Consider the following 23,442-nt stretch of genomic DNA (forward strand, 5'->3'; position numbering starts at 1 on the left):
CCCATGCTGAAAAAAATCGCCCTCGTCGCCGGTTCCGTTCTGTTTGCCGCCAACCTGATGGCTGCCACGCCAGCCAAGGCACCGCACGTCTTGCTGGACACCACCAACGGCCAGATCGAAATCGAACTGGACCCGGTCAAGGCGCCCATCAGTACCAAGAACTTCCTCGATTACGTGAACAGCGGCTTTTACAACAACACGATTTTCCACCGCGTGATTCAGGGCTTCATGATCCAGGGCGGCGGTTTCACTCAACAAATGCAGCAGAAAGAAACCAAGGCACCGATCAAGAACGAATCGAAAAACGGCCTGCATAACGTCCGTGGCACCCTGTCCATGGCGCGTACCTCTGACCCGGATTCGGCCACCAGCCAGTTCTTCGTCAACGTCAAGGACAACGATTTCCTCGACAGCGGTGATGGTTATGCCGTGTTCGGTAAAGTCGTGAAAGGCATGGACGTGGTAGACGTCATCGTCAATTCCCAGACCACCACCAAAAGCGGCATGAAAGACGTGCCCGCCGATCCTGTATTCATCAAGTCGGCCAAGGTCATCGACTAAGCTTCACAGGAAGTCTTGAGCGGTTGCCGGCCTCCGGCACCGCTCACACTGTTCAAAGGAGAGCCCGTGCGCGGGCGGAGAACTGATGCTTTATCGCCGTTTTGAAAAATTGATCGACGTCTTTCGTGATGCACCGACGGCGGCTCCGCCGGATCGGGTTCTACCTTTCTATACCTATTACCTGAAGCAGGTCTGGCCGAGTTTCGCCGCCCTGCTGATCGTCGGCCTGTTTGGTGCGCTGATCGAAGTGGCGCTGTTCAGCTACCTGAGCCGCATCATCGACCTCGCCCAAGGCACGCCCAACGTCGATTTCTTCAAGGAACACGGCATCGAACTGGCCTGGATGGCGGTGGTGGCGCTAATCCTGCGCCCGGTGTTCGTGGGCCTGCACGACTTGCTGGTGCACCAGACCCTGAGCCCCAGCATGACCAGCATGATCCGCTGGCAGAACCACAGTTACGTGCTCAAACAGAGCCTCAATTTTTTCCAGAACGACTTCGCCGGGCGCATCGCCCAGCGCATCATGCAGACCGGCAACTCGTTGCGCGATTCGGCGGTGCAGGCGGTGGACGCGCTCTGGCACGTGCTGATCTACGCGATCAGTTCGCTGGTGCTGTTTGCCGAGGCCGACTGGCGCCTGATGATCCCGTTGCTGAGCTGGATCGCCGCGTACATGGGTGCGCTCTATTACTTCGTGCCACGGGTTAAAGAGCGTTCGGTGGTGTCATCCGATGCGCGCTCCAAACTCATGGGGCGGATCGTCGACGGCTACACCAACATCACCACGCTGAAGCTGTTCGCCCACACCAATTTCGAACAGCAGTACGCCAAGGAAGCCATCGAAGAACAGACCGTGAAGGCGCAACTGGCCGGCCGCGTGGTCACCAGCATGGACGTGGTCATCACCAGCATGAACGGCCTGCTGATCGTCACCACCACTGGCCTGGCCCTGTGGTTGTGGACGCAGTCGCTGATCACGGTGGGGGCGATTGCGCTGGCCACGGGCCTGGTGATCCGCATCGTCAACATGTCCGGCTGGATCATGTGGGTGGTCACCGGCATCTTCGAGAACATCGGCATGGTCCAGGACGGTTTGCAGACCATCTCGCAACCGGTCAGCGTGACCGATCGCGATGAAGCCAAACCGCTGGCTGTCGCTCGCGGCGAAGTGCGATTCGAGCACGTGGATTTCCACTACGGCAAGAAGAGCGGGATCATTGGCGACCTCAACCTGAACATCAAGGCCGGTGAAAAGATCGGTCTGATCGGCCCGTCCGGCGCCGGCAAATCAACCTTGGTCAACTTGCTGCTGCGCCTGTATGACGTGGAGGGCGGGCGAATCCTCATCGACGGCCAGAACATTGCCGACGTTGGCCAGGAAAGCCTGCGCGAGCGCATCGGCATGATCACCCAGGACACGTCGCTGCTGCACCGCTCGATTCGCGACAATTTGCTGTACGGCAAACCCGACGCCACCGACGCCGAACTCTGGGAAGCGGTGCACAAGGCCCGTGCCGACGAGTTCATTCCGTTACTGTCCGACGCCGAAGGCCGCACCGGTTTTGATGCGCATGTCGGTGAGCGCGGGGTGAAGCTCTCGGGTGGCCAGCGTCAGCGGATCGCGATTGCGCGGGTGCTGCTCAAGGACGCGCCGATCCTGATCATGGACGAGGCCACATCGGCCCTCGATTCGGAAGTGGAAGCGGCGATCCAGGAGAGCCTGGAAACCCTGATGCAGGGCAAAACCGTGATTGCCATTGCCCACCGGCTTTCAACCATCGCCCGGATGGACCGGTTGGTGGTGCTGGAAAACGGCAGGATCGCCGAAACCGGCACCCACGCCGAACTGCTGGCCCATGGCGGGTTGTATGCACGGCTGTGGCAGCACCAGACCGGCGGTTTCGTAGGAATCGATTAACCCAAAACCACCCCTATTCCTTTGCAGGAGTGAGCCTGCTCGCGATGAGGGCTTCACATTCAACATCTTTGTTGACTGATCTACCGCTATCGCGAGCAGGTTCACTCCTACAGGGACCTTTTACACTCCAAAAACCGCCACAGCCTCTCAACCACGGGCTCTGGCGGTTTTTTACAGGCACTGGAATTCTCAAAAAACCCTGCTGTACTCAGCCAAGGTTCTGGAGATGGTTCTGCAGTCCATCTACTGGATGCGATAGGCAGTAAAACCTCGAAAGGGCACGCTCTCATGTCTCTATTCAAACGTTCTGCGACAGAGTTAGTAGGCACGTTCTGGCTGGTGTTGGGGGGTTGTGGAAGTGCGGTGCTGGCCGCTGCCTTCCCGAATGTGGGAATCGGATTGCTGGGGGTGTCCCTGGCGTTTGGTTTGACGGTGCTGACCATGGCGTTCGCCATTGGCCATATCTCCGGTTGTCATCTCAACCCGGCAGTGTCGCTGGGACTGGTGGTCGGCGGACGGTTCCCGGCCAAGGAACTGCCGGCCTACATCATTGCGCAAGTAATCGGCGGGGTGATTGCCGCCGCATTGCTGTACTTCATTGCCAGCGGCAAACCCGGTTTCGATCTGGCCGGGGGCCTGGCGTCCAATGGTTATGGCGAACACTCTCCGGGCGGCTATTCCATGGCGGCGGGGTTTGTCTGTGAACTGGTGATGACGGCGATGTTCATCCTGATCATCCTCGGGGCCACCGACAAGCGCGCCCCGGCCGGGCTTGCGCCCATCGCCATCGGTCTGGGACTGACCCTGATCCACCTGATCTCGATCCCGGTCACCAACACCTCGGTCAACCCGGCGCGCAGCACCGGCCCGGCCCTGATTGTCGGCGGCTGGGCGATTCAACAACTGTGGATGTTCTGGGTCGCACCGCTGCTGGGTGCGGTGATTGGCGGTGTAACCTATCGCTGGCTAGGTAAAGAAGACACTTAAGGCCCCGGACGAGGATCAGTCTTGCCGATAAGGCAAGGCGGTCCTCGCCTCTTCGGCATAGGCCAGCACCCCGACACGCTCTTGCTGCAGAAAGTCTTTGACCGCCGCCTTCAGCCCCGGGTGACGCAGATAATGCCAGGAATGCGTGATCACCGGTTCAAAGCCGCGAATCAACTTGTGCTCGCCCTGGGCACCGGCGTCGAAACGCTGGAAGCCGTTGGCAATCGCATAGTCCATGCCCTGATAGAAACAGGTCTCGAAGTGCAGGCGATCAAACTCCGCCAGGCAGCCCCAGTAACGACCATAAAAACTGTCGCCGCCCACCAGGCTGAAGGCCATGGCCACCGGCCGTGAGCCCTGTTTAGCCAGCACCACGCGAATTGATTCCGGCATTCGTTCGGCCAACAGGCTGAAAAATTCGCGCGTCAAATAAGGCCTTTGCCGACGCACCGCGTAGGTGTTGGCGTAGCAGGCATAGACGAAATCCCACTGCGCCTGATCCAGTTGCCGACCTTCAAGCCATTCGAAATCAATACCCTGCCCCGCCACTTGCTCACGCTCTTTGCGCATCTGCTTGCGCTTGCGTGAACTGAGGGCGTCGAGGAAATCCTGGAAATCCCGATAGCCGCGATTCTGCCAGTGATACTGACAGCCAATTCGCTGCAGCCAGCCTGGCTGTTCGCTCAACGCAGCGTCGGTAAACGGGTCGGTGAAGTTGATGTGCGCGCTGGACAGTCCTTCGATCTCAAGGTAGCCCGGCAGGCTGTTGAGTAGCTCGAAACCGTCCTCGACACGGGCCGCCAGCAAGCGTGGGCCGCTGACCGGACTGAAGGGCACGGCGGTCAATAATTTGGGGTAATAGTCGATGCCGGCCCGCTCGCAGGCATCGGCCCAGGCGTGATCGAACACGTACTCGCCATAGGAGTGCCATTTGCGGTAACTGGGCAGCGCGGCGATCAGTCGATCACCCTCGATGTGCAGTAAATGCTCGGGCTGCCAGCCGGAATGCGGACCGACACTGCCGCTGTCCTCCAGGGCACTGAGGAAAGCATGGCGCAGAAAAGGCTGACACTCGGGAACGAGCGCATCCCAAGTGTGCGGTGCGATTTCGGACAGATTTTCCAAACGTTGCAGCGGCATCAACTTCCTCTCCACTTCTTGCGTGAAAGCTTCGCGAGTATCGCCTATCGCCGTCCATTCCACACCCGCGTTTCGCCGACAGACCTGCGATGAAAAAGTTCAAACAGCCTTTGGATCGTCATCAAGACGCCATCACTTTGCCACTGCTTTGTCATAAACCATCGCGATACTGGCGCCTGTTTTTAGAGCGCCTGGTTATTACCCGGCCACTGTTTTCCGTCCATCAATGGTCGGTTGTGCCCTGGATGGCTCAGCCATCCACTCTCATCTTCGGAGATTGATATGCGTCTTGCTTCCACGAAAACTGCGGCGGTCCTGTGTGGCGGGCTGCTGCTGGCCATGAGCATTCCGGCCAGCGCCGCAGTCGACGCCAAACTGCTCGACATGCTCAAGGCTAACGGCTCGATTACCAACGCCCAGTACAGCGAACTGCAAGCCGAACTGGCCCGGGATCAGAAAGATCAGCAAATCGCCCGTCAGGCTCAGCAAGAGACCAACGAGCAGATCGCAGCAACTGCGAAGAAAACCGACACACTGAGCGCCTTCGACCAGAAACTGGCCTGGGCCGCCAAGACCCAATTCAAGGGTGACGTTCGTTTCCGTGAAGAAACCGTCCACAACGATGGCGTTCCAAACAACAAAGACCAGGATCGCCAGCGCATTCGTGCCCGCCTGGGTGCCTACAGCGAAATCAACCCGCAAGTCGACACCGGCATCCGTATCGCCACCGGCAGCAACGACGACGCGCGCTCCACCAACCAGGACTTGAACAACTACTTCGACAAGAAGCAGATCTGGCTGGACCAGGGTTACGTCGACTACCACCCGGACGCGATCAAGAACCTGCACCTCGTTGGCGGTAAGATGCCGCAACAATGGGTGAGCATGGGCGACATCATCTGGGATAGCGACATCAGCCCGGAAGGCCTGTCGGCGTCCTACAAGTACCCGCTGAGCGGCAGCACCGAACTGTTCGGCAGCGCCGGTCACTACACCCTCAAGGACAACGTCGACGGCGAAGGCGTGCAGTTCAAGCATGACTTGCGCCTGTATGCCGGCCAGTTGGGTGCGCGCTTTGCCATCACCGACAGCATGAAAATGACGTTGGGCGGCAGCATCTACTCGTACGACAATGACTCCAACAGCGCCTGCCCGACCACTGGCACCGCCACCGCGCCATGCGCCTTGGCCGTCAACGGCAACAGCCCGGGCGAAACGTTCAAGCTGTATGAAGGTTTTGGTCAGCTCGACTTCACCAACCTGCCAGTACCGCTCTCGCTGTACGGCCAGTACGTCAACAACAAAGACGCGAGCAACGACCAGGACACTGGCTGGTTGGCCGGCGTCAAGACCAAGCTCTACGGTTTCGCAGTGGACTACAACTACCGCGACGTGCAACAGAACTCTGTGGTTGGCGCGTTCACCGACTCCGACTTCGCCAACGGCTACACCGGTTCGCGCGGCAGCAAGTTGAAAGTGAGCTACGAACTGGACAAGAACTTCAACCTCGGCGCCACGTACTTCATGGCTAACTCCGACTACACCAACGCCAGCATCAAGAAGACCGACTCCGACATCAACACCCTGCAACTGGATGCCGAAGCAAAGTTCTGATTTACCCCGTTACACGACTCGGGCAAGGAAGCCCGGGTTGCTTTTACAGTCTGGCGTGGATGGGTTGATCCCCATCATCCGTTCGATTCATCCACGCGAGCCTGTTTCTTGCCCCCCGCCAACAATCCCCTCGGCTACGGAATGTCCTTGCGACGTTCGGCAGCCAGACGTTCGGCCAACGTATCGGCGTCCGGCACGACCTCTTCCGGCATGGCGCGCAATGTCGCCTGCATCACCCGCATCTGACGAATGAACCGCCGGCAATTTGGGCAGAACATCAGGTGATGACGCACCATCAGCCGCTCACGAAAACTCAACTGCCCGTCAAGATAGTCGCTGGAACGTGCCACTTGTTCCTTACAGGTCAGCATTCGCCGGTTTCCTCAAAATGTTCTACGGTCGCAAAGACCTTCAACCGTGCCCGATGCAGCAGCACACGAACATTGGAGAGCGAGATTTCCAGAAGATTACAGATTTCTTCCAGCTCCAGCCCCTGACGCTCGCGAAGTAATAACACACTGCTTTGCAGTTCCGACAGGCTGAGCAGCGTGTGTTCCAGGCATTCGCGCAGCTCGTTTTCGGTCAGCAGCGCTTCCGGGGTGTCCTGGTGCCAGGCAAACGGCGCCACCAGCCAATGACCATCACCGGGCGAGAAACGATCATCATCGATGGTGCCATGGGGTGACGGCAGGTCATCGAGGAGCACTTCACGACGGTTTTGTTTGTATCGACCCTTTGCCGCATTCGCGGTGATGGTCAGCAACCAGGTCTTGAGGCTCGAACGCGCCTCGAACTTGCTCAGGTTACGCACCACCGACAGCCACGCATCCTGGACGATTTCGTCGGCATGCCGGCTGCCCACAATCGCATAGGCCACCGCGCGCATGGCGCTCTGGTAAGTGCTGACTAATTCCTTGAAAGCCTTTTGCTCGCCGGCCAGTAATCGCGCAAGCAGTTGCGAATCGTCAGCCGCCATCAATCAATCCCCTTGTTCTGACGTCGAAAATGACGACGGCAAGACTTCGCCCGTTGCGCAGTCCTGCCGTCATTTCCGAAAACTACAGTGTCCTGACTATTTCGACTGTAGGAAACTTCCTACTATCCAACGGAAAAAGTTCGGATCAACGCTTGCGCAGAATCACGCTGCCAATCGAATAACCGGCGCCAAACGAACTGAGCACGGCCAGCGAACCGGCAGCCAGATCATCCTGGTTCTTGTGAAACGCAATCACCGAACCGGCAGAGCTGGTGTTGGCGTAGGTGTCGAGAATCACCGGGGCTTCTTCTTCGGTGGCCTCGCGACCCAGCAGTTTCTTGACGATCAAGTGGTTCATGCTGAGGTTGGCCTGGTGCAGCCAGAAGCGCTTCACGTCACCGATGTTGAGCTTGTTCTCATCCAGGTGCGTGGCGATCAGCTCGGCGACCATCGGGCAGACGTCGCGGAACACCTTGCGGCCTTCCTGCACGAACAGTTTGTCCTTGGCACCGATGCCCTCTTCCGCGGCGCGGTTGAGGAAGCCGAAGTTGTTGCGGATGTTGTTGGAGAACTTGGTCAGCAGCTTGGTGCTGACGATGTCGAACTGGTACTGGGACGTCGCCAGATCCGCACGTTCGATGATCACGGCCGTGGCCGCGTCACCGAAGATGAAGTGGCTGTCGCGGTCGCGGAAGTTCAGGTGACCGGTGCAGACTTCCGGGTTGACCATCAGGATGGCCCGGGCCTGGCCCAGTTGCACGCTGTTAGTGGCGGCCTGAATACCGAAGGTTGCCGAAGAGCAGGCAACGTTCATGTCGAAACCGAAGCCCTGGATGCCCAGCGCTTCCTGGACTTCGATGGCGATGGCCGGGTAGGCGCGTTGCAGGTTGGAGCAGGCGACGATCACGCCGTCGATGTCAGCGGCGGTCTTGCCGGCGCGCTGCAAGGCTTGTTCGGCCGCGCCAATGGCCATTTGGCAGAGCACCGACCATTCGTCGTTCGAACGCTCCGGCAGGCGTGGTGCCATGCGTTGCGGATCGAGAATACCGTCCTTGTCCATGACAAAGCGGCTTTTGATGCCGGAGGCTTTTTCGATAAACGCAGCGCTGGACTCGGTCAACGCTTCGACCTCGCCACGGGCAATGGCCTCGGCGTTGTCGGCATTGAATTGCGCGACGTAGGCGTTGAAAGACTGCACCAGCTCTTCGTTGGAGATGCTGTTGGCCGGGGTGTACAGGCCGGTGCCGCTGATGACGACGTTATGCATGGTCGTTTCTCTAATCTGTTCAGGCAGAAAGCATTGGCACCGACGTACCAACACACAAAGGGTCTGTTCCCGTCACGGGAAGCCAACCAGGCATCGCTTTATTCCGTTCCGCCCGAACCTTGAAGGGCTCAAAACCGCGGGGCCGGCGTTTATAGGCGCGAAGTTTGCCATAAACGTTAGATTTTGGCGCCTTTTGCGCGAGTAACGGCGTACCTAAAATGTGGGAGCGAGCTTGCTCGCGATGAGGCCAGTACATTCAATATCAATGTTGTCTGACAGTCCGTCATCGCGAGCAAGCTCGCTCCCACAGGTTTTGTGGCGAGCCCCGGTTTCAGGGTTCGACCTGAGTCCACTGTTTATTCAGGCGTTTATCGGAGATCGGCACCTTGGTCCCCAATTGTTGGGCGAACAGCGAAACCCGGTATTCCTCCAGCCACCAGCGGTACAGCTCCAGCTGCGGATCGCGCTTGCCTTCCTGGGCATGTTTGCCGGCGCGGGTCTGGTATTGGGTCCAGAGGCCGGACAATTCGCCGCTCCACACCCGATCCCGTTGCACCTGAGCGCCGATTTTCTCGAAACGCTGCTCGACCGCTTTCAAGTAACGCGGCAGTTCCTTGAGCCACACCATCGGTGTTTCACGCACGAAACCGGGATACACCAGATGACTGAGCTGCTGCTTGATGTCGTTCAGGGCCACGGCTTGCGCCAGGTCGATCTTGCCCTTGAAGCGTTTTTGCAGGCCATGCCACAGCTTGAGGATGTCCAGGGTCAGCTTCGCCAGACGCTCGGCGTGTTCGGTCCAGCCGCCACGTTTGCGCTCGGCCAACGCCGCCAGCCTGGCACCATCGCGCGGCAACGGGTCTTCACCGTCGAGAATGCAGCTGTCGAGACTGGCCAGCAGAATGTCTTCCACCAGACTGTCGACACGCCCCATGTCGCGATACATCAGGCCCAGCTCGGTCAGCCCCGGCAGTTTGCCGCGCAGGAATTTCGCCGGCTCCGCCAGTTGCTGCATCAGCAAACGCTGCAATGCTCGGCGATGCTGGAACTCGGCTTCGGCCGGTGTCGAGAAACGCCCTTCCTTGACCATACCGCCCTCTTCCACCAGCGCCGGATAGACCGTCATCGACAGCCCGGCGATCTTCTGCTGGGTTTTCTCGGCAACCGCGGCAAAGACCTTGGCTTCTACCGGCTGCTGGCTTTTCGCGGTTTGCGGTACCGCCAAGGCGGCCTGACTGGCTTCGGCAAAACGCGCGGTCAGTTCCGCCAGATCACGCCCTTCGCCCAGGAACTTGCCCTGGCCGTCGACGATTTCCAGGTTCATCCGCAAATGGCTGTCGACCTGCTGCGACGCTTCGGCCCACGCCTCATCGCTGACCCGCGCACCGGTCATGCGCAGCAATTCGCGGCCCAGCGCCAGCGGCAATGAACCCTCGGCGAAGGTCATGCGCTGCAACGCGGCTTTGACGAAGTCCGGCACCGGCACGAAATTCTTGCGCAACGCCTTGGGCAGGTTGCGCACGAGCGCGATGCATTTGGCTTCGATCACACCCGGCACCAGCCACTCCAGGCGCTCCGGTGGCAGCATCGGCAGCAATGGCGCCGGTACGCGCAGGGTCACGCCATCACGGGGATGGTTAGGCTCGAAGTGGTAACTCAGCGCCAGTTCCAGATCGCCGATGTGCAAGGTGTCCGGGTAATGCAGGGCGGTGACTTCGCTGGCCTCGCGGGCCAGCACGTCTTCTTCGCGCATGATCAACAGCTGTGGGTCTTTCTGACTGTTGACCCGATACCAGCTGTCGAACGTCGCAGTCTGGTGAATCTCCGCGGGCAATCGCGCATCGTAAAAGGCGAACAGGGTTTCCTCGTCCGCGAGAATGTCGCGGCGACGGGCCTTGGCTTCCAGTTCGTCGAGTTGTTCCAGCAGTTGCGCATTGGCTGTCAGGCACTTGGCCTTGGACTGAATTTCGCCGCGCACCAGGCCTTCGCGAATGAAAAACTCACGGGACACCACCGGATCAATCGGCCCGTAATGCACCGGCCGCCGGCCGACCACGATCAACCCGAACAACGTGATCTGCTCGAAGGCCACGACCTGACCGCGCTTCTTCTCCCAATGCGGTTCGAAGTGGTTTTTCTTGATCAGGTGCCCGGCCAGTGGCTCGATCCAGTCGGCGTCGATCTTGGCGACCATGCGCGCATAGAGCTTGGTGGTTTCCACCAGCTCGGCAGTCATCAGCCATTGCGGACGTTTTTTACCCAAACCGGATGACGGGTGAATCCAGAAACGTCGCTGACGGGCCCCGAGGTAATCGCCTTCATCGGTTTTCTGGCCGATCTGACTGAGCAGGCCCGAGAGCACGGCTTTGTGCAGTTTCGGGTAATCCGCCGGTTCTTTGTTGAGGCTCAACTGCATGTCGCGGCAGATCAGGCTCAACTGGCGGTGCGAGTCGCGCCATTCGCGCAGACGCAGGTAATTGAGGAAATTCTTGCGACACCAATTGCGCAACGGACTGGCCGTCAGCGCCTGACGCTGCTCTTCAAAGCCGCGCCACAGATTGACCAGCCCGGCGAAGTCCGAGTCCACGTCTTTCCATTGTGCGTGGGCCTGATCCGCCGCTTGCTGACGCTCCGGCGGTCGCTCGCGCGGGTCTTGAATCGACATGGCGCTGGCGACGATCAGCACTTCCTGCAAGCTGCCGAGTTTCGCCGCTTCCAGCAGCATGCGGCCCATGCGCGGGTCCACCGGCAAACGCGCCAGATTGCGCCCCAGCGGGGTCAGTTGGCTGTTGCGGTCCACCGCCGAGAGTTCTTGCAGCAGGTTGAAACCGTCGCTGATCGCCTTGCCGTCCGGCGGTTCGATAAACGGGAAGTCGGTGATCTCGCCAAGGCGCAGGTGCAACATCTGCAGGATCACGGCGGCGAGGTTGGTGCGCAGGATCTCCGGGTCGGTAAATTCCGGGCGGCCCATGAAATCGTCTTCGCCGTAGAGGCGGATGCAGATGCCGGGCTCGACCCGACCACAGCGACCTTTACGCTGGTTGGCGCTGGCCTGGGAAATCGCCTCGATGGGCAGGCGCTGGACCTTGGCGCGGTAGCTGTAACGGCTGATGCGCGCAGTGCCGCTGTCGATCACGTAACGAATGCCCGGCACGGTCAGCGAGGTTTCCGCGACGTTGGTTGCCAGTACCACGCGACGGCCTGGGTGCGACTGGAAAATCCGCTGCTGCTCGGCTGGCGACAGACGCGCATACAACGGCAGGATTTCGGTGTGTTTGAGCTGGGCCTTGCGCAGCATGTCGGCCGCGTCACGAATCTCGCGCTCGCCGGGCAGGAACACCAGCACATCGCCGGGGCTCTTGCGCTCGCTGCGTTCGAACGCGGCGATTTCATCGAGGGTGGCGAGGATCGCCTGATCGACGGTCAAGTCATCCTCGACGCGGTTGCCCTCTTCGTCTTGCTCCAGGGTCAGCGGGCGATACCAGGTGTCCACCGGGAAGGTGCGGCCGGAGACTTCGACAATCGGCGCATCGTCGAAATGCTTGGAGAAGCGCTCCAGGTCGATGGTGGCCGAGGTGATGATGACTTTCAGGTCCGGACGACGCGGCAGCAGGGTTTTCAGGTAACCGAGCAGGAAGTCGATGTTGAGGCTACGTTCGTGGGCTTCGTCGACGATGATCGTGTCGTAGCGTTCGAGGTAGCGGTCGTTCTGGGTTTCCGCGAGCAGGATGCCGTCGGTCATCAGTTTGATCAGGGTGTTGGAATCGCTCTGGTCCTCGAACCGCACCTGATAGCCGACCAGCGCGCCCAATGGCGTCGCCAGTTCTTCAGCCACCCGACTCGCCACGCTGCGCGCTGCAATTCGACGCGGCTGGGTGTGGCCGATCAGGCCATGCTGGCCGCGCCCGATTTCCAGGCAGATTTTCGGCAACTGGGTGGTTTTACCCGAACCGGTTTCGCCAGCGATGATCAGCACCTGATGCTTGAGCAGCGCGGCTTTGATTTCGTCGCGCTTGGCGGCGATCGGCAGGCTGTCGTCGTAACGAATCACCGGCAGGCTGGCGCGCCGCGCCAACACCTGATCACAGGACGCCTGCATGCGCGTCACCCACAGGGCCAGCTTGGCCTCGTCAGGTTTCTTGCGCAGCTCAAGCAACTGCCGCCGCAGCCGGTGGCGGTCGGCGAGCATGGCGTGATCGAGGTTTTTCAGCAGTTTGTCGATGGAGGGCGATTCGTCGGTCATCGGGTACGCAATTCAGTCGTCTAGTGGCGCAGGGGCCGGATTGTCGCAGATTTGGGGGCTCGGCGACGAATTCAACCTGCCTTTGTGGTGAGGGAGCTTGCTCCCGCTCGGCCGCGCGGCAGTCGTAATCCGGTCATCGAGATTTGTCTGAAGCTGCGCGGTGGATGGTTTTTGGGTCGCTTCGCGACCCAGCGGGAGCAAGCTCCCTCGCCACAGGGGGTTCACTCAGGGGTTTATTCGTTATCCAGGCCTTTGCGGCGATACGGGAATACGTCGATGATTTTGCCGGCACGTATGGCTTCCTGCAGGCTTTTCCAGTAATCGGCGTTGTACAACTCGCCATGCAACTGATCAAACAAGCGCCGCTGCCCCGAGTCAGCAAACAAAAACGGCGGAAACTCCTCGGGAAACACATCCAGCGGCCCGATCGAATACCAAGGCTCCGACGCCATCTCGTCTTCCGGCGTACGCGGCTGCGGGATGTGCCGGAAGTTGGCTTCGGTCAAAAAGCAAATCTCGTCGTAGTCATAAAACACCACGCGACCGTGGCGGGTGACGCCGAAGTTTTTCAACAGCATGTCGCCGGGAAAGATATTCGCCGCCGCCAGTTGCTTAATCGCCAGGCCGTAATCCTCCAGCGCCTCATGCACCTGCGCCTCGTTGGCGTTTTCCAGATACAGGTTCAATGGCGTCATCCGCCGTTCGGTCCAGCAGTGGCGGATCAGCACGGTGTCACCTTCCACCGACACCGTGGACGCGGCGACTTCGAGTAATTCTTCCAGGCACGCCGGGTCAAACTTGCTCAACGGAAAACGGAAGTCGGCGAATTCCTGGGTATCGGCCATGCGCCCGACCCGGTCGACGCTTTTCACCAAGCGATACTTCTCGATCACTGTGGCGCGGTCGACGTTTTTCGACGGAGAGAAACGGTCCTTGATGATTTTGAATACGGTGTTGAACCCCGGCAGGGTAAACACGCTCATGACCATGCCGCGCACGCCCGGCGCCATGATGAACTGGTCGTCGGTGTTGGCCAGATGGTTGATCAGCGCCCGATAGAATTCAGACTTGCCGTGTTTGTAGAAACCGATCGAGGTGTACAGCTCGGCGATGTGCTTGCCCGGCAGGATGCGCTTGAGGAAACCGATGAACTCCGCCGGCACTGGCACGTCGACCATGAAATAGGAGCGGGTGAACGAGAAAATGATCGACACGTCCGCTTCATCGGTAATCAGCGCATCGATCTGAATCCCGCGACCTTCGCGGTGCAGCAGCGGAATCACCAGCGGCCACTGTTCGTCCCGGGTGTAGATACGCCCGACCAGGTACGCCCCCTTATTGCGGTAGAGCACCGAGGAAAACAGTTCGACGCTCAACTCCGGGTCCTTGCACACCCAGTCCGGCAGGTTCTCGCGCAGTTGCGCTTCGAGGCGGTGCAAGTCGCCGGCCAGATCGGCGTAATCCTCACTGAAACGGTAGTCGGCAAAAATGCTCGCGAGCATGCCGGACAACTGGCCCTGAGGTTTGTACGTGCGGGTTTGTGCGGCGCGGGCCCGGCGCAGGCTCGGGCGGGTGGTGTGAATGAACATGCAGCCGTCGCTGATCAGGTCATGGCTGAACAGACCGCAGAAAATCGAGTTGTACCAGGTCTCGGACAATTCATCGTCGAACCGCAGGTCGATCAGCGTGATGTACGCGCTCTTGACCAGCGGCCAGCAACTGACGTCCAGCGTGTCGCTGTCGAACGCGACGCGCAGCCGCTCCACGGTTTCACTGACTTTTTCTTCATAGAGATTGATCCGCGCGGCCGACGCGATTTGCGTCTCCTGCCACTGGGCCTGTTCGAAACGGGCTCGCGCGCCGTCGGTGATCTGGCGGAAATGCTCGCGGTAATCGTCAAAGCCATCGAGGATCATTCGGGCGATATCGGCGGCTGGCCATTGCTGCGGCATGGTGAGACCTCTGCGGGAATTCGTGAGCCCTGAGCTTAGCCAGTGAACCGGGTGCAGGAGAAGCGTAATTTTCCACTCGGGTTATGGCCTTGACGCGAACCGTAGCAGCTGGCGAAGCCTGCGTTCGGCTGTGTAGCAGCCGTAAAACATGAATTTACGGTCTACCTGAAACACCGCATCGGCTGATTTCACGACTGCTACGCAGCCGAACGCAGGCTTCGCCAGCGGCTACAAAGTGCGGTTCGGCTCAACTTATAGGCATCAAGGTTATTTGCCCGTTTTTCGGTTGCCATCAATCAGGCACTCGGCAACACTCTCGTCCCCAGCTAGGAAGGAGAGCACCGTGAACCCCGTCGATATCGTCCGTTTACTGTCACTGGCGGCCATTTGGGGTGCGAGTTTTCTGTTCATGCGCATCATCGCCCCCGTGATTGGCACAATCCCCACGGCGTTTTTCCGCGTGTCGATTGCCGCGACCGGCCTGCTGATTATTCTCGGGCTGATGCGCATCAGCTGGGATTTCAAAGGCAAACTCAAGACCGTGATGCTGCTCGGGGTGATCAACTCCGGGATTCCGGCGACTTTGTATTCCGTGGCCGCCCAGGTGCTGCCGGCCGGGTATTCGGCCATTTTCAACGCCACCACGCCGCTGATGGGCGTGTTGATCGGCGGGTTGTTTTTCCATGAACGACTCACCGCCGCCAAGCTTGGCGGGGTATTCCTCGGACTGTTTGGTGTAGGCGTGCTGACCCGCGCGGGCCCGGTCGCGTTCGACCTGCAATTGCTGATGGGCGCCCTCGCCTGCCTGATGGCCACGACGTGTTATGGCTTCGCCGGTTTCCTGGCCCGCCGTTGGCTCGATCACGCGGGCGGTCTGGACAGTCGCCTTTCGGCGGTGGGCAGCATGATGGGGGCCACGTTATTTTTGCTGCCGCTGTTCGGTTACAGCGTGATTACCCAGCCACCGGCGAGCTGGGGCGGCTGGAATGTCTGGCTGTCGTTGTTGGGGTTGGGGCTGGTGTGTACCGCGCTGGCGTACATCATTTACTTCCGCTTGCTCAGCTCGGTCGGGCCGGTGCGGTCGATGACCACGACCTTCCTGATCCCGCCGTTCGGGGTGTTGTGGGGGGCGTTGTTGCTGGATGAGCCGTTGTCCATGGCGCATATCTATGGCGGGGTGTTGATTGCGGCGGCGTTGTGGCTGGTGTTGAAGCCGGCGGTGGTGAAAGTGGCTGAGGTGACGGCCAAGTAGTGCTGTGGTGCGGCTGATTAAGCCATCGCGAGCAAGCTCACTCCCACAATGGATTTGCGGTGCTCACAAAACCCTGTGGGAGCGAACTTGCTCGCGATGGCGATCGCCCAGGCACTACAAAGCCGACTGACTCACCTCCCCATCCACCAACCGCCGAATCCCCAGCGGATTAGCGTTCTGCAACGCCTCTGGCAACAACGCATCCGGGTAATTCTGAAAGCACACCGGCCGCAGGAACCGATCGATCGCCAGCGTCCCCACCGACGTCCCCCGGGAGTCGGACGTCGCCGGGTACGGCCCGCCATGCACCATCGCCTCGCACACCTCGACCCCGGTCGGATAGCCGTTGAGCAGAATCCGCCCGACCTTTTCCTGAAGCATTTCCGCCAGCCAGCGGTACTGCAGCAACTCCTCGGTCTCGCCAATCAACGTCGCCGTCAATTGCCCGCGCAACCCCTGCAACGCTTCTGCCAACTGCGCACCGCTCTCGACTTCGACGACGATGGTGGTCGGCCCGAACACTTCTTCCTGAAGCCGCTCATCACCCTCGAGCAACAAACTGACATCAGCCTTGAACACCTGCGGTTGCGCCTGATTGCCCTGTTGCGGCCGGCCCGCCAGGTGCGTCAGCCCCGGATGTTCGTGCAACTCGCCAAGGCCCCGGCTGTAGCTGGCCAGCGCACCGGTGTTGAGCATGGTTTGCGCCGGTTGCTGGTTCATGCTGGCGCAAAAGGTTTCCAGAAAGCTGCTGAACTGCGGCGAACGCAGGCCAATGACCAGACCGGGATTGGTGCAGAACTGACCGCCCCCCAAAGTCACCGAGCCGGCCAGTTGCGCAGCGATCTGCTCGCCGCGTACCGCCAGTGCTTCGGGCAACAGGAACACCGGGTTGATGCTCGACATCTCGGCAAATACCGGGATCGGTTGCGGGCGGGTCGCGGCCATGTGGCTCAGGGCATTGCCACCCTTGAGCGAACCGGTGAAGCCCACCGCCTGAATCGCCGGATGCTTGACCAGCCACTCGCCGACGCCCCCGCCGTAGATCATGTTGAACACGCCGGCCGGCATTTCGGTGCGCTCGGCGGCACGGATGATCGCGTCCGCCACCCATTCAGCCGTCGCCATGTGACCGCTGTGCGCCTTGAACACCACCGGGCAACCGGCGGCCAAGGCCGACGCGGTATCGCCGCCGGCCGTGGAGAACGCCAGCGGAAAGTTACTCGCGCCAAACACCGCGACCGGCCCTAAACCGATGCGGTACTGACGCAGGTCCGGACGCGGCAATGGCTGGCGATCCGGCAGTGCCCGATCAATCCGCGCACCATAAAAATCCCCGCGACGCAGGACCTTGGCAAACAAACGCATCTGCCCGCTGGTGCGCCCCCGCTCCCCCTGAATACGCCCGGCCGGCAGCGCGGTTTCGCGGCACACGGTGGCGACAAAATCATCGCCGAGTGCATCGATTTCATCGGCGATGGCGTCGAGGAAGCGGGCGCGCTTTTCCGCGCTCAGGTTGCGGAAGACCGGGTAAGTGGCGGCCGCAGCGTTGGCGGCGGCATCCACTTCGGCTTCGCTGGCCTGAAAAAACATGCCCGGCAGCGGTTCGCCAGTCGTCGCGTCGAGGCTTTGCAATTGCAGCGTGCCGTTGGCGCTGCGGCGACCGCCGATGTAGTTGTGTCCCAGTGGCAATGTCATGAGGGGGTTCCTTTAAAGGCTTAAAGCGCACGCACCTGGCCGATGGCTAACGGCTGGGCGCTTTCGCCGATGCCGTTCACCAGTGGCGCACCAAACTCATCGAGGCTGATCTGGAAGCGATCGCCCGGCTGGGTTTTCACCCCGTCGGCAAACGACAGCGTGGCAGTGCCGAAGTAGTGCACATGGACATCGCCGGGGCGCAAGAACTGCGCGTACTTGAAGTGATGGAATTCGAGGTTGGCGAGGCTGTGGCACATGTTGTTTTCGCCGCTGAGAAATTCCTTTTCCCAGATCGTTTCGCCGTTGCGCTTGATGCGGCTGGTGCCGGCCAGATGCCTGGGCAACTCACCGACACGCAGTTCGGGGCCGTAGGAGCAAAAACGCAGTTTCGAATGGGCCAGGTACAAGTAATTGCGCCGCTCCATCACATGGTCGGAGAACTCGTTGCCCAAGGCATAACCGAGGCGATACGGCAGGCCGTCGTCGCCGATCACATACAGGCCCGTCAGCTCCGGTTCTTCGCCAGCGTCCTCGGCAAACGGTGGCACTGGAAAATCCGCACCGGGGCGCACGACGATGCTGCCGTCGCCCTTGTAAAACCATTCCGGCTGCGCGCCGATCTGCCCGGCGGCGGGCTTGCCGCCTTCCAGGCCCCACTTGAAGATGCGCATGGTGTCGGTCATGCCGGCTTCGACGGCGCCGTCCTGCTGGTGCATTTTGTCCCGCGCCGAGGCGCTGCCCAAGTGCGTCAGGCCGGTACCGCTGATCAGGCAATGGGCCGGGTCTTCGTGATCCAGCGGCGGCAGGACTTTGCCTTGCTGTAACAGTTGCGCGTAATCGGGCCCCGGTTCGGTGCCGCGCCGGGCGACCTCTTCTTGCAAGCTACGCTGGGCGCGGATGGCCGCGAGGGCCAGTTCACGGGTGCTGCCGGTGCCTTTGAGCACCTGGACCTGTGAACCCTCGACGAGGCCGACCTGGCGCTCGCCGGCAGTGTTTTCAAATTGAATCAGGCGCATGACGGCCTCCAGAAAGTCGGGGATGGCGCCGTACGTTAACGGCGCCTCAAGGTCACTCGATGATGTTGAAGTCGCTCAGGTACTCATCGGAGATTTCCAGGCCCAGGCCCGGTGTGTGGTCGTCGAGTTGGATGTAGCCGTTGACCGGTTGCGGCTCGCCCTTGAACACGTAGTAGAACAGTTCATTGCCAACCTCGACGTCGAACACCGGGAAGAACTCGGCCATTGGCGAGGCGGTGGTGGACATGGTCAGGTGGTAGTTGTGCATCTGACCGGCGTGAGGGATCACCGGCACCGACCAGGCTTCGGCCATGGCGTTGATCTTGCGCGCGGCGGTGATGCCGCCGACGCGGTTGGTGTCGTACTGGATCACGTCGACGGCGCGGCGTTCCAGCAAGTCCTTGAAGCCGTAGGAAGTGAACTCATGCTCACCACCGGAGATCGGCATGATCCCCATTTTTTTCAGCTCGATGTAGCCTTCGATGTCATCGGCAATCACAGGCTCTTCGAGCCAGCGCGGCTCGAACTCGGCGAGTTTTGGCAACATGCGCCGCGCGTATTCCAGGGTCCAGCCCATGTAGCATTCGAGCATGATGTCGATGTCTGGACCGGCCAGGTTACGCAGCGCGCGCACTTGTTCGATGTTCTTGCGCATGCCCGCCGGGCCGTCTTTCGGGCCGTAGCCGAAGCGCATTTTCAGCGCGGTGAAACCCTGGTTCAGATAACCCTGGGCCTCTTCGAGGAACAGGTCGAGGTTGTCGTTGGCGTAGAGTTTTGAGGCGTAGGTCCAGATCTTTTCCTTGGTCCGCCCGCCGAGCAGTTTGAACACTGGCTTGTTCACGGCTTTGCCCATGATGTCCCAGATGGCGATGTCGATGGCCGAGATCGCCGCCATGCCGATGCCTTTGCGGCCCCAGGCGTGGCTCTGGCGGTACATTTTCTGCCAGATGTATTCGTTGTCGAACGGGTCTTCACCCATCGCAATCGGTGCCAGGTAAGTGTCGATGATTTCCTTGGCCACGCGAGGCGCCAGGGCGCAGTTACCGATGCCGACGAGGCCGGTATCGGTCTCGACTTCCACCACCAGCCAGCCGTGAAAACGGAACGAGCCCATGGCGTCGCCACGCTCGAACAGGATGTCGCTGGCATTGGTGCAGAAGTGCGCTTGAGGGGGAACGACTTTGCCTTTCCACTCAAAAACGCGGGTACGGATGGCTTTGATTTTCATGAATACAATTCCTTGCGCTGCCGGCTTCTTGTCGTTGTTGGGTCGCTGCTCAGAACCGCATGGGGGGAAGGTTCCAGGCATTCGATGGAGCGACTTTAGCCAGCGCTCGGGGGTGCGGATAATCACTTATGCGTATCCGGCGATAACCTGGGGTGATCGCATTTTTGTATTTTTGCCTAGATGGGGTTATCAGCCCCAACACAAAACAAAGGTGGGAGCGCGCTTGCTCCCACAGGAGATTTTCGTTGTGTTGAAAACCGGGGATCAGTAGGTGTTGGTGCCCATCCGGCACGCGATTTCGAACGCCTGGCGGGTCGCCCCGACATTCGCTTTGCCCTGCCCTGCAATGTCGAATGCTGTGCCATGGGCCGGGGTGGCAATCGGTATCGGCAAGCCGCCCTGCACCGTCACGCCGCGGGAGAAGCCCATCAACTTGATCGCGATCTGTCCCTGGTCGTGATACATCGTCACCACCGCGTCAAAGGCACTGGCATCGCCCTGCACCTTGAGGAAAATCGTGTCCCCCGGGTACGGCCCTTCCGCCGCAATCCCCAACGCCTGGGCGGAGCGCACGGCGGGGCCGATGATGTCCAGTTCTTCGCGACCGAACGAGCCGTTGTCGCCGTTGTGCGGGTTCAGCCCACACACACCGATACGCGGTTTGGCCAGGCCGTTGCGCTTGAGCGCGGTGTCGATCAACTGAATGGCTTCCACCACCCGCGCCTGCGTGAGCATGCCCGGCACTTCAGCCAGCGCCACGTGGGAGGTCACCCGCGACGTCCACAAGTTATCGAGCACGTTGAACTCACAGAACGGCCCGTGGAAATCCAGCAACTCGGCGAACCAGTGCAGCTCATCGTTATGCGCCATGCCAGCCATGTGCAGCGAGGTCTTGTTCAGCGGTCCGAACAGCACGGAGTCGGTGATGCCGGCCTCGGTCAGGCGCAAGGCTTTTTCCAGGGTATCGAGGCTATAGCGACCGCCGATGATGCTGGCTTCATTGCGCGCAAATTCGCCAATGGTGTCGCCGCGAAAGTCATAGAACAGCGGCGTGTCATCAACGAATGACAGTTGCTCCAGCGACTCGACGCGACGGTACGGAAACTCCGTCCCGGCAATGCGCATGCCGCGACGCATTTCTGCTTCGTCGGCGATCAAAATCACCTGGGCCTGACGGCGCACCTCGGGCTCGGCGAGCAGGCGTGCGATCAGTTCCGGGCCGATGCCGGCCGGGTCGCCCAGGACCATCGCGATGGTGGTTTTGTTCATGCTTCACTCCTCAAGGATTCAGGCCGCGCCCGGTCAATGGCGCAAGGCTCGCAGCGATAGACTTGCTGCGCGTTGCTGTAGAAAAGCCGTTGCTGATCGGCGCTCGGAAAATCGGCAACGATGGATTTGAAACCGCTGTAAATGTCGTCGAACGAGCCGCACAGGCTGTCCACGGGGAAGTTGCTGGCGAACATCGCCCGGTCGCTGCCGAACATGGCAATGACTTCGCGCACGATCCAGGCGTTGTCCTTGGCGCGCCAACGCTGGCCGCCCTGGCCCAGGCCGGAAATCTTCACCCGCACGTTCGGCCACTGCGCCAGCCGCGCCATCGCCAGGCGCCAACCGGCCAGGCCTTCGGCACTGCGGTCATTGGGCAATCCGGCATGGTTGAGAATCAGCGTGACGCCGGGAAAGTCCCGGGCCAGGCGTTCGGCTTCGTGCAGGTTCCACCAAGGCGTCTGCAGGTCGAAATGCAGGCCCAGGCCTTCGAGCGCGGCGTAACTGCGGCGCCAGTGTTCATCGCTCATCAGGCTGCGCACATGCCCTACCTGCTCCGGTGCGACAGGACCGCCAGGCTTGTGGCGCACACTGCGCACGCACTTGAAACCCGCTTGCTCAGTCAGCACCGCGATGGCGTCCGGATGGTCGAGCCAGGCTTGCGCGACGATGGCGTTCGGCACGCCGTAGCGCGCGACCAGCCCCTCGATGAAACGGGTTTCGCCAATCGGGTCTTGCGGGTTCCATTCAGTCTCGACGTACACCGTTTGCACGACGTTATGGACACCGGCATCGACGAAGTAGTCATCGGGAAAATAGCGACGCTTGATCGCGCTGTAATCACCGTAGCGAAACGCAATGTTGGCCTCGGGCGCGAGCCACGGATGGTTATTGATCGCCGGGTCCCAGAAATGGTGATGGGCGTCTACGATCGGGCCGTCCCACAACTTAGTCATGACGCACCTCATCCAGGCTGATAAACAATGTGGCCAATACAAAGACCGCCGAGCACGCCGCAAAGAACCCCAGCACCGGCGCGAAACCACCGGCCATTTGCACAATGACGCCCACCAGAATCGGCACCGCGATACCGCCCGTGCTGCCGGCCATGTTCATCACACCGCCGATCAAACCGACCCGGGCCGGCGCCGCCAGCAGCGCCGGGAAGCTCCAGTAGAGACTGCCCCACATCAGGAAAAACGCAGTCATGGCCAACAGCGCCACCGCCGCAAAAGGATCACTCAGGGTCGGCAGCAACAGGAACGCGCTCAACGCCACGACACCGGAAAACGCCAGCAGACTCTTGACTGCCACACCGCGGCTCACACCTTTGCGAATCAAGCCGTCGCAGAGGAAACCACCGGTCAATGAACCCAGCGCGCCGCAGATGAAAATCACGAAGGTCGCCGCGCCAATGCCCTTGATATCAAAGCCGCGAGCCTGCGCCAGGTAACTGGGGCCCCAGGTCAGCAAACCGAAATACACCATCGCCCAACTCGCACGGCCGATCAGCAAACCCGTCAATGAACGGGCCGCAATGCCCAGCCCCTTGACCGGCGCACGGGCGGCTTCGGCAGCCGGCGTGGCGCGTCCGGCGTTGATCTTCTCCAGCTCCTGGGCATTCACTTGTGGATGCGTGGCCGGGTCATCGCGCAGGTAACGCCGCGCCAGCCACGCCAGAACAAGCGTTGCGAGGCCGGCGATCACGAACGCCAGACGCCACGAATCCAGCGAAGCAATCAGGTACGCAATGATCAACCCGCCCACTGCCACGCCCAACGGGCTGCCACTGTCCATCAGCACCGCGCCGCGACTGCGCTCGCTCGGCGCCAGCCACAGGGAAATCAGTTTGCCGCCGGACGGAAACAAGGGCGCCTCGGCGGCCCCCAGTGCGACGCGGGCGAACAGCAGTGACACACCGCCCGTGGCAAAGGCAGCGATGACCTGAAAAGTCCCCCACAACCCCGTGGACCAACTGATCACCCGGTGCGGGCCGAAACGGTCAATCAGCCAGCCGCCAGGAATCTGCAACAGCGCATACGCCCAGAAGAAGCTGCTGAGGATCAGCCCTTGCAGGCTCGGCGACAGGGAGAATTCATGGGCGATGGTCGGCATCGCAATCGACAGCGACACTCGATCGATCAGGTTGACCATGGTCAACGCAAAGATGATCGCGAAAATCCGCCAGCGTACGCTACTGGCGTTGCTCGCCCCGGAGAGCGGGACGGCCGCTACGGTTGATTGAACACCAGCCGATTGAACACCAGCATTGTGCAGATGCAGGGAAGCACTGGGACGAGCCATGGTGCGTACCTCGATTTATTATT

The 23,442-nt window shown here is 60.5% G+C and carries 17 protein-coding genes; 5 read left to right on the forward strand and 12 right to left on the reverse strand.

The window, feature by feature from the left end; genetic code table 11:
* Positions 1-3: 3 nt before the first annotated feature.
* The 3 genes from D882_RS0125355 (at position 4) to aqpZ (ending at position 3,466) form a co-directional block, all read left to right on the forward strand.
* Entirely contained in the window at positions 4-561 is a 558-nt protein-coding gene (locus D882_RS0125355; RefSeq protein ID WP_027925833.1) for a peptidylprolyl isomerase, read from the forward strand.
* Positions 562-646: 85 nt separating this feature from the next.
* Entirely contained in the window at positions 647-2,479 is a 1,833-nt protein-coding gene (locus tag D882_RS0125360; RefSeq protein WP_027925834.1) for an ABC transporter ATP-binding protein, read from the forward strand.
* 288 nt (positions 2,480-2,767) lie between these two features.
* Complete coding sequence (gene aqpZ / locus D882_RS0125365) at positions 2,768-3,466, forward strand: aquaporin Z (protein ID WP_027925835.1); 699 nt, start codon at positions 2,768-2,770, stop codon at positions 3,464-3,466.
* A 15-nt stretch (positions 3,467-3,481) separates the two neighbouring features.
* Here aqpZ and D882_RS0125370 read toward each other — a convergent pair whose 3' ends face one another.
* On the reverse strand, positions 3,482-4,606 hold the full coding sequence (locus D882_RS0125370; protein WP_027925836.1) for a GNAT family N-acetyltransferase: 1,125 nt from the start codon (positions 4,604-4,606) through the stop codon (positions 3,482-3,484).
* 282 nt (positions 4,607-4,888) lie between these two features.
* Here D882_RS0125370 and D882_RS0125375 point away from each other — a divergent pair, with 282 nt between their 5' ends.
* Positions 4,889-6,220, forward strand: a complete 1,332-nt coding sequence (locus tag D882_RS0125375) for a putative porin (RefSeq protein ID WP_027925837.1) — start codon at positions 4,889-4,891, stop codon at positions 6,218-6,220.
* A gap of 134 nt (positions 6,221-6,354) precedes the next feature.
* Here the strand turns inward: D882_RS0125375 and D882_RS0125380 are convergent, their stop codons facing one another.
* From D882_RS0125380 to aceK, 5 genes are all read right to left on the reverse strand, one after another.
* The gene (locus tag D882_RS0125380) at positions 6,355-6,591 is read right to left on the reverse strand and encodes an anti-sigma factor (RefSeq protein WP_027925838.1); all 237 of its coding nucleotides are present in this window, start codon (positions 6,589-6,591) and stop codon (positions 6,355-6,357) included.
* Entirely contained in the window at positions 6,585-7,199 is a 615-nt protein-coding gene (locus D882_RS0125385; RefSeq protein ID WP_027925839.1) for an RNA polymerase sigma factor, read from the reverse strand. Before D882_RS0125385 ends, D882_RS0125380 begins: the two co-directional genes overlap by 7 nt.
* 142 nt (positions 7,200-7,341) lie before the next feature.
* Complete coding sequence (locus tag D882_RS0125390; RefSeq protein WP_027925840.1) at positions 7,342-8,463, reverse strand: beta-ketoacyl-ACP synthase III; 1,122 nt, start codon at positions 8,461-8,463, stop codon at positions 7,342-7,344.
* 331 nt (positions 8,464-8,794) lie between these two features.
* A complete protein-coding gene (hrpA, locus tag D882_RS0125395; RefSeq protein ID WP_027925841.1) occupies positions 8,795-12,706 on the reverse strand; it encodes an ATP-dependent RNA helicase HrpA in 3,912 nt (1,303 codons plus the stop codon).
* 233 nt (positions 12,707-12,939) lie between these two features.
* Positions 12,940-14,658, reverse strand: a complete 1,719-nt coding sequence (aceK, locus tag D882_RS0125400) for a bifunctional isocitrate dehydrogenase kinase/phosphatase (protein WP_027925842.1) — start codon at positions 14,656-14,658, stop codon at positions 12,940-12,942.
* 343 nt (positions 14,659-15,001) lie between these two features.
* Here aceK and D882_RS0125405 point away from each other — a divergent pair, with 343 nt between their 5' ends.
* On the forward strand, positions 15,002-15,910 hold the full coding sequence (locus D882_RS0125405; protein WP_027925843.1) for a DMT family transporter: 909 nt from the start codon (positions 15,002-15,004) through the stop codon (positions 15,908-15,910).
* 114 nt (positions 15,911-16,024) lie between these two features.
* Here the strand turns inward: D882_RS0125405 and D882_RS0125410 are convergent, their stop codons facing one another.
* From D882_RS0125410 to D882_RS0125435, 6 genes are all read right to left on the reverse strand, one after another.
* Entirely contained in the window at positions 16,025-17,605 is a 1,581-nt protein-coding gene (locus D882_RS0125410) for an aldehyde dehydrogenase (NADP(+)) (RefSeq protein WP_027925844.1), read from the reverse strand.
* A 20-nt stretch (positions 17,606-17,625) separates the two neighbouring features.
* Entirely contained in the window at positions 17,626-18,621 is a 996-nt protein-coding gene (araD1, locus tag D882_RS0125415; RefSeq protein WP_027925845.1) for an AraD1 family protein, read from the reverse strand.
* Positions 18,622-18,673: 52 nt separating this feature from the next.
* Positions 18,674-19,849 (reverse strand): L-rhamnonate dehydratase, encoded by a 1,176-nt coding sequence (locus tag D882_RS0125420; RefSeq protein ID WP_027925846.1) that lies wholly within the window; start codon positions 19,847-19,849, stop codon positions 18,674-18,676.
* Between the two features lie 264 nt (positions 19,850-20,113).
* A complete protein-coding gene (locus tag D882_RS0125425) occupies positions 20,114-21,118 on the reverse strand; it encodes a 4-hydroxythreonine-4-phosphate dehydrogenase PdxA (protein WP_027925847.1) in 1,005 nt (334 codons plus the stop codon).
* Positions 21,115-22,071 (reverse strand): amidohydrolase, encoded by a 957-nt coding sequence (locus tag D882_RS0125430; protein ID WP_027925848.1) that lies wholly within the window; start codon positions 22,069-22,071, stop codon positions 21,115-21,117. The genes D882_RS0125425 and D882_RS0125430 overlap by 4 nt, the downstream gene beginning before the upstream one ends.
* A complete protein-coding gene (locus D882_RS0125435) occupies positions 22,064-23,419 on the reverse strand; it encodes an MFS transporter (RefSeq protein WP_027925849.1) in 1,356 nt (451 codons plus the stop codon). Before D882_RS0125435 ends, D882_RS0125430 begins: the two co-directional genes overlap by 8 nt.
* Positions 23,420-23,442 lie beyond the last annotated feature (23 nt).

It is taken from the genome of Pseudomonas sp. URMO17WK12:I12 (assembly GCF_000514395.1).
Lineage (GTDB): Bacteria > Pseudomonadota > Gammaproteobacteria > Pseudomonadales > Pseudomonadaceae > Aquipseudomonas > Aquipseudomonas mucoides.

What these genes read in the sequence shown, in the direction of transcription:
- D882_RS0125355 (WP_027925833.1), top strand. Translation starts at nt 4, where the DNA reads ATGCTGAAAAAAATCGCCCTCGTCGCCGGTTCCGTTCTGTTTGCCGCC.
- D882_RS0125360 (WP_027925834.1), top strand. Translation starts at nt 647, where the DNA reads ATGCTTTATCGCCGTTTTGAAAAATTGATCGACGTCTTTCGTGATGCA.
- aqpZ (WP_027925835.1), top strand. Translation starts at nt 2,768, where the DNA reads ATGTCTCTATTCAAACGTTCTGCGACAGAGTTAGTAGGCACGTTCTGG.
- D882_RS0125370 (WP_027925836.1), bottom strand. Translation starts at nt 4,606, where the DNA reads ATGCCGCTGCAACGTTTGGAAAATCTGTCCGAAATCGCACCGCACACT.
- D882_RS0125375 (WP_027925837.1), top strand. Translation starts at nt 4,889, where the DNA reads ATGCGTCTTGCTTCCACGAAAACTGCGGCGGTCCTGTGTGGCGGGCTG.
- D882_RS0125380 (WP_027925838.1), bottom strand. Translation starts at nt 6,591, where the DNA reads ATGCTGACCTGTAAGGAACAAGTGGCACGTTCCAGCGACTATCTTGAC.
- D882_RS0125390 (WP_027925840.1), bottom strand. Translation starts at nt 8,463, where the DNA reads ATGCATAACGTCGTCATCAGCGGCACCGGCCTGTACACCCCGGCCAAC.
- hrpA (WP_027925841.1), bottom strand. Translation starts at nt 12,706, where the DNA reads ATGACCGACGAATCGCCCTCCATCGACAAACTGCTGAAAAACCTCGAT.
- aceK (WP_027925842.1), bottom strand. Translation starts at nt 14,658, where the DNA reads ATGCCGCAGCAATGGCCAGCCGCCGATATCGCCCGAATGATCCTCGAT.
- D882_RS0125410 (WP_027925844.1), bottom strand. Translation starts at nt 17,605, where the DNA reads ATGACATTGCCACTGGGACACAACTACATCGGCGGTCGCCGCAGCGCC.
- araD1 (WP_027925845.1), bottom strand. Translation starts at nt 18,621, where the DNA reads ATGCGCCTGATTCAATTTGAAAACACTGCCGGCGAGCGCCAGGTCGGC.
- D882_RS0125420 (WP_027925846.1), bottom strand. Translation starts at nt 19,849, where the DNA reads ATGAAAATCAAAGCCATCCGTACCCGCGTTTTTGAGTGGAAAGGCAAA.
- D882_RS0125425 (WP_027925847.1), bottom strand. Translation starts at nt 21,118, where the DNA reads ATGAACAAAACCACCATCGCGATGGTCCTGGGCGACCCGGCCGGCATC.
- D882_RS0125430 (WP_027925848.1), bottom strand. Translation starts at nt 22,071, where the DNA reads ATGACTAAGTTGTGGGACGGCCCGATCGTAGACGCCCATCACCATTTC.
- D882_RS0125435 (WP_027925849.1), bottom strand. Translation starts at nt 23,419, where the DNA reads ATGGCTCGTCCCAGTGCTTCCCTGCATCTGCACAATGCTGGTGTTCAA.